The sequence below is a fragment of the Ruminococcus sp. AF17-22AC genome, from assembly GCF_003460065.1.
Lineage (GTDB): Bacteria > Bacillota > Clostridia > Lachnospirales > Lachnospiraceae > Blautia_A.
On sequence record NZ_QRXT01000002.1, the window covers coordinates 199,898 to 212,189 of the forward strand.

Genomic DNA, 12,292 nt, shown 5'->3' on the forward strand with positions numbered 1-12,292 from the left:
GTATGATGTCCATACAGGATGTCATACTCTTTTTTATGTAATAGGAAATTACTCCGTAATGTTCCTGTTACATTGTATGTATGTAGAAGAGACTTTGGCTTTTGGTTCTATTCATACTTACGTGTTCGTAAACTGATACGGGGTGAGGCAATGAATCGTGAAATTGGAGTTTATGAAAGAAAAAAATATCCGGGTCAGTTTTTATTTGGAATGGGCTTTCTGATCGGAGTGATTTTGCCAAATTTTATCTACCGCACACAGTGGCACCAGAGTACTGTAGCGTCTATGTATCTTATGGGGATTTTTTCAGGAGATAACAGTGCAGAGTATTTCTGGAAGGTACTTAAGATGAGAGGGGGAATCTTTCTGCTTGCAGCCTGCAGCGGTGTGACGATATTCGGAATGCCGCTGGCCATCATGGGGATGCTTGTAGGCGGTGTACTGATCGGAATGCTGCTCACTGTATCGGTTCTCCAATTTGGTCTGAATGGAGGTTTGGTTGGGGCGGGACTTCTTTTTCCGCAGTATCTTCTGTATCTTCCATGCATGTTTATCGGACTGGAACAGATTTACAGCTGTTCAAAAAGACTGTGGAAAAATCGATCTTTCTCGGCAGGACAGATTACCGGATATCTTCTGAGAATGCTGTTATGCGCGGCACTCTGGCTGGCAGGGATTTTTCTGGAAGTATATTGTAACCCGAAAATTACAGAAATTTTGATAAAAAATTTAAAAATTTTTTGAGCGGATTTTACCAGATGTGGTGGTGGTTTACCATAAAATCTCGATATTTGGTGGAAGATGTCGAAAATGCCTGTTTTGCAGGCTTTTCATGCAAAAATAGTGTTTGATTTTATGTAAAATAATCAGTATAATACAGGTACATTTTCAGGAAAAATATGTAGAAACAGAGTTGGGATGAAGCAGAATGGAAAGAGTAGTTGAGGATTTCATTTTATATTTACATGAGACGAAAAATACCTCTAAAAATACAGAAGTGTCGTATGAACGTGATCTGAAAAAATTGATTCGGTATTTACAGGAGCAGAATCTTATAGGTTTTTCAGAAGTGACATGCACAGATCTGCAGGGGTACTTAAATAAAATAAAAAGTGAAAATCTGGCGGCATCGACGATTTCCAGAAATATTGCGTCGATCCGGGCTCTGTATCATTATCTGATAAAGACAGGAATTGTATCGGAAGACCCGACAGAGGCATTACATACACCGAAGATTGAGAAGAAACTGCCGGAGATTCTTTCTGTTGAGGAAGTAGACCGTCTGCTGAAACAGCCGGATATCCGGACCCCGAAAGGCATCCGCGACAATGCAATGATGGAACTTCTGTATGCGACGGGCATGCGTGTCAGTGAACTGATTCATCTCAAGACTACTGACATCAATCTTCAGATGGGCTATGTGGTATGCCATGACAGCGATAAGGAACGTATCATCCCGATCGGAAATGTCAGCAGGAATGCAATTTTGCAATATATGGAGCATTCCAGAGGCTTTTTTACAAAAGATACAAAAGAGAGTGCACTGTTTACGAACTGCTCGGGGAAATCCATGAGCAGACAGGGATTTTGGAAAGTACTGAAAGGATATGCGGCAGATGCCGGAATCCACAGAGATATCACACCGCATACACTTCGCCATTCTTTTGCGGCACATATGCTGCAGAACGGGGCGGATGTAAAGAGTGTACAGGAAATGCTGGGACATGCAGATGTTTCATCGACACAGATTTATCTGGGACTGAACGTTTCGAAGATGAGAGATGTGTATATGAAAGCACACCCGAGACATTGAATCATAATTAAGGACCTGCCGAATAGCAGGTCCTTTTGCTGATTTATCAGCACATTTCCGCGATTGTGTAAAGCAGTTTTTCGGATTCTTCCCATCCAAGACAAGGGTCTGTGATGGATTTTCCGTAAATATGTGTACCACCGATCTTCTGGTTGCCTGGCTCAATGTAACTTTCAATCATGAAGCCCTTGACCAGTTTGTGAAGTTCCGGATCGACCATACGGCTGTGGAGAACTTCTTTTGCAATACGAACCTGCTGTTCATACTGTTTGTTGGAATTGGAGTGGTTGGTATCAACGATGACAGCAGGATTCTGCAGATTTTTTTCCTGATATTTTTCCCACAGAAGACGGAGATCTTCGTAATGGTAGTTCGGAATCGTCTCTCCGTGTTTGTTTACGGCACCGCGGAGAATGGTGTGTGCCAGAGGATTTCCGGCTGTTTCAACTTCCCAGCTTCTGTAGATAAAGCGGTGAGATCCCTGAGCTGCAACAACGGAGTTGAGCATAACACTGTAGTCACCACTGGTCGGGTTTTTCATTCCAGCAGGTACATCCATACCGCTGACGGTAAGTCGATGCTGCTGATCTTCTACGGAACGTGCACCTACAGCGACATAAGAGAGAATGTCGGAAAGATAACGGTAGTTTTCAGGATACAGCATTTCATCTGCACAGGTGAAACCACTTTCCTGGATGGCGTGGATGTGCATCTTACGGATGGCAATCAGACCGGCAAGCATATCCGGAGCTTTTTCCGGATCCGGCTGGTGAACCATACCCTTGTAACCTTCGCCTGTTGTACGTGGCTTATTTGTATAAACTCTCGGAATGATCAGAACTTTATCCTCAATTTTTTCCTGAACTTTGCGGAGACGGAGAAGATAGTCACATACAGCATCTTCGTTGTCCGCAGAACAAGGTCCGATGATGGCAAGAAATTTATCGGATTTCCCGGTAAAAACATCACGGATTTCCTGATCTCTTTTTGCCTTTAATTCCTGAATGGCAGTATCAATGGGATACTGATTACGTATTTCGGCAGGTGTAGGCAGTTTCTTTAAAAAAGTGAATCCCATATTTTCCTCCTCGTGTCCAATGCGTTTTCAATTGGATATATCAGGCTTATTATATATGATTGTTAAGTAATTGTCGATAGGGAAAGGTGCGTATTTCGTCGAAATCCTCAGGATTTTATATGATAAAGTGAATAAATATGCATAATACTTAAGAGTATTTCACTGAGAAGCAATCCATAAAGATACCCATGTATACCAATCAGTGGAATTGCAAATAATACAAACAGGATGCGGATAAGGCTTCCTGCTGCATTGTGAAGCAATGTTGCTCCGGTTTTCCCCAGACCGTTAAGGATGCTTGTAAGCATGATGTTTGTATACAAAAAAGGACAGACAAAGGAAAGCGTACGGATACAGGTTCCGGCTGTAGCTTCATGAAACAGAAGTTCACCTGCAAACGGACCGAAAAAATAAAAAAGCCCCGTGCAGGCGGCACCCGTCAGAAAACAGGCAGTACAGGCGCGGCTGGCTATATAGCGGATACGCCGGTGCGCTCCGAGAGCCTGCAATTCTGCGACAGAGGGTGTGAGCATGACGGCAGCGGAGTTTGTAACCGTGGATGGAAACAGAATGCAGGGAAGTGCCATACCTGTAAAAATTCCGTACAGACTCAGCGCATTACTCCGGGAAAAGCCATACATACGCAGCCTTTGCGGAATCAGTACGACTTCGATTGCGGCGAGAATCGAGAGAAGCAGACGGTTCAGCGTCAGCGGAAAAGCTGTGGCAGTGATTGCGGAGAGTTTGTGAAGTGGTGCTTTTATATGGAAAAAAGAATAATTTTCTGCATGAAGATGCAGACTTAAAAAAAGCAACGAGGATAAAACAGCAGCAAATTCTGCTGCAAGAGCTCCCAGAGCGGCAATCCGGGCGGTAACAGCAATACCACGGGACAGAAAGATTTTTACAAGTATATAGGAAGAGAGGACGCGCACAGTCTGCTCGATGAGCTGGGTAGATGCCGGATAACCGGCGCTTTTTCGCCCGAAATAATAGCTGCTGATACAGGAATGCAGGGAAGCAAGCGGAAAACAGAATGATATAATCCGGATCAGTGCTTCAGTTTCCGGCTCTTTCAGAATCTCTCCGGCAAACCATCCGGCGAAAGTGTAAAAGATCCACATAGCTGCAAGAGAAAGCCCGAGCGCAAAAAGTGTGCCGACACAAAAAGAATCGACTGCTTCTTTTTTCTGCTTTAAAGCAGTCTGGGAGGCAACTGTGCGTGAGAGCGCAGTCTGGATTCCTGAGGTTGTCACTGCAAGTACTATATGCTGAAGTGGAACGACAAGCTGGTACAGACCGATTCCTCTGGAACCAATCGTCTGAGAGAGGAATATCCTATAGAAAAAGCCCATGATCCGGCTGATGACACCGACCGTGGACAGTAGAAAAGTTCCTGCAAAAAAATGCTTTTTTGACATAAAAAAGACCTGATTGCTTTTTTGTCAGTATATGCGTAAAACCTCCTTGACAGACCGATTTCTTTCTGCTAAAGTATGACTTGAAATAAATCCGACGAAAATACTGGGAATTAAAGAGGTGAGTGGATGAAACTGTCAACAAGAGCAAGATATGGTCTGAAAGCACTGATCGATCTTGGGCTGCATTGTGAAACAGAAGCCGTTTCCATCCAGAGTATCGCGAGTCGGCAGAATATTTCGGACAGCTATCTCGAACAGCTTATGGCGAAACTTAAGAAGGCAGGCTTGGTGGAAAGCACCAGAGGTGCCGGAGGCGGATATCGTCTGGGACGTCCGGCGGCAGAAATCTCTGTCGGCGATATCCTGAGAGTCCTTGAGGGAAGTCTTGAAGCGGCACAGTGTTCCGGCATGGAAGACGAGAGCAGCTGTGAGAATCACGATATATGTGTGACGAAATATGTATGGAAACGAATCAACGACAGTATCACACAGGCGGTAGATACCATGATGCTGGATCAGTTGATAGAAGAAAGCCGGAAAAAACAAAAAGAAAAAATGTAAAATTCATTTTTTAAGCAGGAGGAAAAAATATGAGTAAATTAATATATCTGGATAACGCAGCCACAACAAAAACTGCACCGGAAGTTGTTGATGCAATGCTTCCGTATTTTTCTGAATTTTATGGAAACCCGTCCAGTATTTATGATTTTGCCCAGAAGAGCAAAGAAGCAGTGACAAAGGGAAGACAGCAGATCGCGGATGTTCTGAATGCAAAAAAAGAAGAAATTTATTTTACAGCAGGTGGAAGTGAAGCGGATAACTGGGCACTGAAGGCTACTTTTGAAGCATACAAATCAAAAGGAAATCACATTATTACAACAAAGATTGAGCATCATGCTATTCTTCATACATGTGAATACCTCGAAAAAGAAAGAGGTGCAAAGATCACATATCTTGACGTAGATGAGAATGGTATCGTACGTCTGGACGAACTGGAAAAAGCAATCACACCGGAGACTATTCTGATTTCCGTAATGTTTGCAAACAATGAGATCGGATCTATCCAGCCGATCAAAGAGATCGGACGTATTGCCAGAGAACACGGCATTCTGTTCCATACAGATGCAGTACAGGCATTCTGCCAGGTTCCGATCGATGTAGACGAATGCAATATTGATATGCTGAGCTCCAGCGGACACAAGATCAACGGACCAAAAGGAATCGGTTTCCTTTATATCCGTAAAGGCGTAAAAATCAAATCCTTCGTACACGGCGGTGCACAGGAGCGTAAACGTCGTGCCGGTACAGAAAACGTTCCGGGAATCGTAGGATACGGCGCAGCAGCAGAACGTGCAATGAAAAACATGAAAGAACGTACCGAAAAAGAAATTGAACTGAGAGATTACCTGATCAATCGCCTTACTACTGAGATCCCATACTCCAGACTGAACGGTGACAGAGTGAAGAGACTTCCAAACAACGTTAACGTAAGCTTCCAGTTCATCGAAGGTGAATCCATGCTTCTGATGCTTGATCAGAACGGTATCTGCGGCTCAAGCGGATCTGCATGCACATCCGGTTCTCTTGACCCGTCTCATGTACTTCTGGCAATCGGACTGCCTCATGAGATCGCACATGGTTCTCTGAGACTTACCTTAAGTGAAGAGACAACCAAAGAAGAGCTGGACTTTACAGTAGATAAACTGAAAGAGATCGTACAGTATCTGAGAAGTATGTCTCCACTGTATGAAGACTTCATGAAAAACCAGAAGTAAATAACAGAATCTAAATAATGTTTACGATAGACAAAAGACAATAACAGGAGGAATTAAATATTATGTACAGTGAAAAAGTAATGGATCATTTCCAGCATCCGAGAAATGTAGGAGAAATCGAAGACGCCAGCGGTGTAGGAACAGTTGGTAACGCAAAATGCGGAGATATCATGAGAATGTTTCTTGATATTGACGATGAAACACATATCATCAAAGAATGTAAATTCAAAACATTCGGCTGTGGCGCGGCTGTTGCAACAAGCAGTATGGCTACAGAAATGGTAAAAGGTAAGACTATCGAAGAAGCAATGCAGATTACAAACAAGGCTGTTATGGAAGCTCTGGACGGACTTCCGCCGGTAAAAGTACACTGCTCACTTCTTGCAGAGGAAGCAATCCACGCTGCACTGTGGGATTATGCACAGAAACACGGCATTGTAATCGAAGGTCTGGACAAACCAAAGTCTGATATCAGCGAAGGAGAAGAGGAAGAAGAGTATTAATAACTGCGGCTGATTGTGAGGTGAAAAGTTGACAGGACTTACAGACGAACAGGTAAATGCACGAATTGCAGAGGGGAAGGTCAATGCAGATGAAAATCCGAATACCCGAACCTATAAGCAGATCGTCAGAGAAAACACACTGACATTTTTCAACTTTCTGAACCTTGTACTTCTGGTACTGGTTCTCCTGGTGGGCTCTTACAAGAATGCGTTCTTTGTATGTATCATTATCATTAATACGCTGATTGGTATTGCTCAGGAAATCCGTGCCAAAAAAACAATCGATAAGCTGGCAATTCTTACAGCCAGAAAATCCGTTGTTATCCGTGAAGGACAGAAATGGACCGTTCCGACGGAAGAACTGGTACTTGATGATGTGGTCTGTCTTAAGACCGGTGATCAGGTGCCGGCAGATGCCCGTATACTGGAAGGCAGCCTGGAAGTAAACGAATCATTACTTACAGGAGAATCGGATAATCTTCCGAAGAATGAAGGAGACGAACTTTTTTCCGGAAGCTTTGTAACATCAGGAGAAGCGTGCTGTCAGATTATTCATGTAGGAAAGGATAATTACGCAGCACAGATCACCAGCGAAGCAAAGGAATTTAAACGACACAATTCCGAATTGAAAAATTCCCTGAATGCGATCCTGAAAGTGATCAGTATTATTATTGTGCCGCTCGGTGCACTGCTGTTTTATAAGCAGTATTATATCGTAGGCGATACATTCAGAGACTCCGTAGTGAGCATGGTAGCCGGAGTCCTGGGAATGATTCCTGAGGGACTTGTCCTTCTGACCAGTGTTGCACTGACCCTCGGTGCTCTTGTACTTGCAAACAAAAAGACACTTGTACAGGAACTCTACTGTATCGAGACACTTGCAAGAGTCGATACGCTCTGTCTGGACAAGACCGGAACGATCACAGAAGGAACCATGTGCGTAGAGCGTGTGGAACCATATGTAGGTACAGGACGAGTTGAGACAGCTGTGACAGAGTCTGAGTCCGCAGAAAGCACGGAGGCAGAAGTGCAGGTACAGACAGATTCTGCATTCATGGAAGAAATTGACGTCATCATGGGAAACATGATGTATGTACTCAAAGATCAGAATGCGACGATAGATGCACTTCGTAAGCGTTTTCCGGCAAAGCAGGACATGACGCTGGAACATGTGATTCCATTTTCTTCTGACCGTAAATACAGTGGTGCCGTTTTTGAAGAAAAAGGCACTTATCTGATGGGAGCAGCGCAGTTTTTGTTCCCGGAAGGTGATGAAGAACTGACTGAGAAATGTCAGAGTTATGCAGAAGAAGGACTCCGTGTGCTTGTACTTGCACACAGCCCTCAGAATGCGGAAGGGACAGAACTTCCGGAAGGACTGGAACCGCTGGCTCTGATGCTTCTTACCGATGTAATTCGTGAAGAAGCACCGGATACGTTGGCTTTCTTTGACAGCCAGGAAGTCGACCTGAAAGTAATTTCCGGTGATGACCCGGTGACAGTTGCTGCGATTGCGAGACGTGCCGGACTTAAGAATGCGGACAGCTATGTAGATGCGACAACACTGACAACTGAGGAAGAATTACAGGATGCAGTGGCACAGTACAGCGTGTTTGGACGTGTGACACCACAGCAGAAGAAAGCAATGGTCCAGGCATTGCAGTCTCAGGGACATACAGTTGCGATGACCGGTGATGGTGTCAATGACGTGCTTGCCCTGAAAGAAGCGGACTGCAGTATTGCAATGGCGCAGGGCAGTGATGCGGCAAAGAATATTGCGAATGTGGTACTTCTGGATTCAAACTTTGCTTCCATGCCACATATCGTAAATCAGGGGCGAAGAGTTGTAAACAACATTCGTACAGCAGCATCGATGTTCCTGATCAAGACGATGTTTTCTGTTATGTTGTCTCTGCTGACGATCTTTTTCGGAAATGCATATCCGTTTGAGCCGATTCAGATGTCACTGATCAGTGCATGTGCGGTTGGTATTCCGACATTTCTTCTTGCACAGGAGAATAACTACGAAAAGATTGACCATACGTTTTTACGACATGTATTTATCAATGCTTTTCCGGCAGCGATTACGATCACATTCTGTGTATTTGCAGTAATGCTTGTCTGCCAGAATGTATATCATTCTATGGCAATGCTGAATACCGCATGCGTCCTTGTGACAGGATGGAATTACATGGCAGCATTAAAAACAGTCTATGCACCGCTTAATACGTATCGCAAGGTGATTATCTACGGTATGCAGTTTATTTTCTTTGCAGCGGCTGTTATTTTCCAGAAACTGCTTTCGCTTGGTTCGCTGGACTTCGGCATGATCATCCTTGTATTTATACTGATGACATTTGCACCGGTACTGATCGATGTGATCACGGTTTGGCTGAAAGGCATTTATGCCCGTTCGCTGGATCAGGAAAAACCGGGACGCTTTACCGGATTCATCGACAAACTTCGTAAATAGAATATATGATATCCAGAATAGGATATTAACAATAAGACATTAAGAAAGGCTCTGGTCATTATCATCACGACCAGAGCCTTTTGGCATAGTTTTATGGAAAAACGTTTATTTCTTACTTCTGCACAGCCAGTAGCATCCGAATGCCGGAATCTGCACGCCTTTGGCTTCCAGTTCACGGCCGGAAATGAGGTCTGTGTACATGCCGTCTTCCTCATTGATCCAGGCTACTTTATCGTTTTCGCTGAAGTTGTAGATTCCGATAAATTTCTCTTCATCATTTTCACGTACAAAAGCAAGAATTGAATTATCCCATGTGTCGATGGTATGAAACGGTACATTGCTGCTAAATACGCTGTGACTGGTACGTATATGTTCCAGCTTATCAAGTGCAGGGAAGAGTTTGCCCTGTACAGTAGCCGGATCATGACGGTTTTCAGCCAGTTTCCAGTCAAAGTTTCCTCTGTGGAGATAACGGGAATCGGCAGCTTTTTCAGGATCATCTTTGTAAGTATAATCATTTACCTGACCGATCTCGTCACCACTGTAAATTACCGGGATACCGGACTGGGAAAGCATAAATGCATGCAGGGTAATGTCATAACGGACAGCTTTGTCTACACCCTCCTGATTTCCTTCAAATCCAAAACGTTCAATACCGCAGAGAGAAGCAGTAGTTCCACAGAGTCTTGCATCACCAAGACGTGGATCATCGTTATAAAGTTCTCCTCGTGCAAATGAATTCGGATATTTTCCTGTAAGGAAATCATTCAGGTATTTCTTATGAGGTACTTCCTGAATACCGAAGTTTTCCAGATATTCATAATCCAGTCCCCATCCGATATCGTCATGGCAGCGGAGATAATTTTGGAATACGTAGTTTCTTGGAAGGTTTGAGATGATATCCAGCTGGCGGCGCAGCAGAGAAACATCTTTGGTTGCAACTGTGTGCCAGGTGCTTGCCATAGTTGTTACATTGTACAGCAGATGGCATTCTGGTTTCTCGACAGTTCCGAAGTATGGAACAACCTTTTCAGGAGCCATAACAACTTCTCCGAGAAGAAGTATGCCCGGGCATACAATCTCGCAGACCATACGCATGATACGTACAATGGTGTGAACTTGTGGAAGATTGCGGCAGTTGGTTCCAAGCTGTTTCCAGATATATGGTACAGCATCCAGACGAACGATATCCACACCCTGGTTGGCAAGATACAGCATATTAAAGATCATTTCATTGAGAACAATCGGATTGCGGTAATTCAGATCCCACTGATAAGGATAGAAGGTAGTCATAACATGCTTATGAAGATCTTCCAGCCAGGTAAAGTTGCCAGGTGCAGTAGTAGGGAAAACTTCCGGGCAGGTCTGCTCATATAAAGAAGGAATATCATAGTTGTCAAAGAAGAAGTAACGGTCTTGATATTCTTTTTCTCCATTTCGGGCACGTTTTGCCCATTCGTGATCTTCGGATGTATGGTTCATGACGAAATCCAGGCAGACGTTAATGCCACGTTTGTGGCAGGCAGCAGTCAGATCTGCAAAATCATCCATGGTTCCGAGTTCTTCCTGGACTTTACGGAAATCAGCAACCGCATAACCGCCGTCGCTGCGTCTTTTCGGGGAGTCAAGAAGCGGCATCAGATGCAGATAATTAACATTGCATTCCTGAACATAATCCAGTTTGGATTCCAGATTGGAAAGAGTACCGGCAAATGCATTGACATACATCATCATACCGGTAAGATCATTGCGCTTGTACCATGTCGGATCTTTTTCGCGTTTCAGATCAGATTCTTTCAGGGCATCGCCACGCATGTCGTAGAACTTCTTGAGTACTTTCAGAAGATCGTTCAGGTGCATTGTGACATATGGATTGTCCTGATACAGTTCACAGTAGAGCCATTTCAGTTCGTCGAGATGGCGGGCAAGACGTTCACAGTAAATTCTGTTGTCATCGCGTTTATTTTCAAGTCTGACCGGATCGGATTTTGCAGTCTCGACTTTGACAGCATCAGCTTTCTTAGTCTCAACTTTAATCGGTTCGGTCTTTTTTGTTTCGACTTTGACAGCATCAGCTTTCTTAGTCTCAACTTTAATCGGTTCGGTCTTTTTTGTTTCGACTTTGACAGCATCAGCCTTCTTAGTCTCAACTTTAATCGGTTCGGTCTTTTTTGTCTCGACTTTGACAGCATCAGTCTTCTTGGTTTCTACCTTAACCGGTTCGGTCTTTTTCGTTTCCACCTTTAAAGGTTCGACGGTTTTGGTTACTTTTTTGATGGGTTCTGCTTTTGGTGCGGCAGTCTGTGCCGCAGAAGCTCTGGCAGCTTCACGCTTTTTCTGAAGACGTTTTTTTGCCATAATAAATAGCCTCCTTTTGTATCTTTATCTGAAAATTAATTAATAGCTATAATTTAATAAATTCCGGCTTGCGGTTTTGGAATACAGTATAGTATTTAAAGCCACTTTCTGCAAGTATGGCAGCAGCTTGATCAAAATCATAGGCGATTTTGTCCGGGGCATGTGCATCGGCTCCGACCGTGATGATCTCGCCGCCAAGTTCACGATAACGGCGGATGACGGCACGGCATGGATTCGGCTCCCCGAGACCATAATGAAAACCACCTGTATTCAGCTCGATTCCGAGATTTTTGTCAATGACTGTGCGCAGGATCTCATCCAGAATATCCTGATAACGTTCATAGGAATATTCTCTGTTCTGATTCGGACCATAGCGGACTATATAGTCAATATGTCCGTAAACATCCATTCCGGAAAAAGCGTTAAGATTCTCAAGAATAGATTCAAAATATTCACGGTAACACGCGGATTCCTCACGATTTTCAAAAAATACTCCATAATATGGATCATAACCATGAACCACATGAGAAGAACCAATCACGAAATCAAAAGGTATTGTCTTAAGAAGTTCGTTCAAAGAATCGGCGAGATGTGGCTGCAGTCCCAGCTCAATGCCGAAATGTATATTCAGTTTTGAACGGTATTTCTCCTGAAGTGAGAAAAGCGTCTCTCTGTATCCGTCCAGATCAAGCTCAAATGTTTCATTATCCGGTGTGAGTGGGTAATCAGGATCCAGATGCTCTGTAAAACAGATGCCGGAGAGATTTTGTCGGATCGCCTCATGGATCATATCTTCCATAGATGTGTCTGAGTCAGCAGAAAAAGAAGAATGCATATGGCAGTCCCATAAGATCTGATTTGACATTTTTGT

The 12,292-nt window shown here is 43.8% G+C and carries 10 protein-coding genes; 6 read left to right on the forward strand and 4 right to left on the reverse strand.

What is annotated here, in order from left to right:
- Positions 1-150: 150 nt before the first annotated feature.
- Together DWW86_RS04190 and xerD are read left to right on the forward strand one after the other, a co-directional pair.
- Positions 151-744: a stage II sporulation protein M gene (locus DWW86_RS04190; protein WP_117942375.1), complete on the forward strand. Its 594-nt coding sequence runs from the start codon at positions 151-153 to the stop codon at positions 742-744.
- Positions 745-928: 184 nt separating this feature from the next.
- Entirely contained in the window at positions 929-1,813 is an 885-nt protein-coding gene (xerD, locus tag DWW86_RS04195) for a site-specific tyrosine recombinase XerD (protein ID WP_072523113.1), read from the forward strand.
- 46 nt (positions 1,814-1,859) lie between these two features.
- Here the strand turns inward: xerD and DWW86_RS04200 are convergent, their stop codons facing one another.
- Positions 1,860-2,891, reverse strand: a complete 1,032-nt coding sequence (locus DWW86_RS04200) for a 3-deoxy-7-phosphoheptulonate synthase (RefSeq protein ID WP_117942376.1) — start codon at positions 2,889-2,891, stop codon at positions 1,860-1,862.
- Positions 2,892-2,998: 107 nt separating this feature from the next.
- Positions 2,999-4,312, reverse strand: coding sequence for a polysaccharide biosynthesis protein (locus tag DWW86_RS04205; protein ID WP_117942377.1), 1,314 nt, complete (start codon positions 4,310-4,312; stop codon positions 2,999-3,001).
- Between the two features lie 126 nt (positions 4,313-4,438).
- Between DWW86_RS04205 and DWW86_RS04210 the strand changes: the two genes are divergently transcribed.
- The 4 genes from DWW86_RS04210 to DWW86_RS04225 all read left to right on the forward strand — a co-directional run bounded on the left by DWW86_RS04210 (position 4,439) and on the right by DWW86_RS04225 (position 9,063).
- A complete protein-coding gene (locus DWW86_RS04210; protein ID WP_072523116.1) occupies positions 4,439-4,873 on the forward strand; it encodes an RrF2 family transcriptional regulator in 435 nt (144 codons plus the stop codon).
- Positions 4,874-4,902: 29 nt separating this feature from the next.
- Positions 4,903-6,087: a cysteine desulfurase NifS gene (gene nifS, locus DWW86_RS04215; RefSeq protein WP_117942378.1), complete on the forward strand. Its 1,185-nt coding sequence runs from the start codon at positions 4,903-4,905 to the stop codon at positions 6,085-6,087.
- A gap of 62 nt (positions 6,088-6,149) precedes the next feature.
- Positions 6,150-6,590, forward strand: coding sequence for a Fe-S cluster assembly scaffold protein NifU (gene nifU, locus DWW86_RS04220; protein ID WP_015541142.1), 441 nt, complete (start codon positions 6,150-6,152; stop codon positions 6,588-6,590).
- 28 nt (positions 6,591-6,618) lie between these two features.
- A complete protein-coding gene (locus tag DWW86_RS04225; protein WP_117942379.1) occupies positions 6,619-9,063 on the forward strand; it encodes a cation-translocating P-type ATPase in 2,445 nt (814 codons plus the stop codon).
- A 105-nt stretch (positions 9,064-9,168) separates the two neighbouring features.
- On the opposite strand, the gene DWW86_RS04230 is transcribed toward DWW86_RS04225, so the two are convergent.
- Both DWW86_RS04230 and DWW86_RS04235 read right to left on the reverse strand, forming a co-directional pair.
- Positions 9,169-11,421, reverse strand: coding sequence for an alpha-amylase family glycosyl hydrolase (locus DWW86_RS04230; protein WP_117942380.1), 2,253 nt, complete (start codon positions 11,419-11,421; stop codon positions 9,169-9,171).
- A gap of 46 nt (positions 11,422-11,467) precedes the next feature.
- Positions 11,468-12,286 carry a histidinol-phosphatase HisJ family protein gene (locus tag DWW86_RS04235; RefSeq protein WP_181985303.1) on the reverse strand — a complete coding sequence of 273 codons (819 nt, stop codon included), beginning with the start codon at positions 12,284-12,286 and terminating at the stop codon, positions 11,468-11,470.
- Positions 12,287-12,292: the final 6 nt, after the last annotated feature.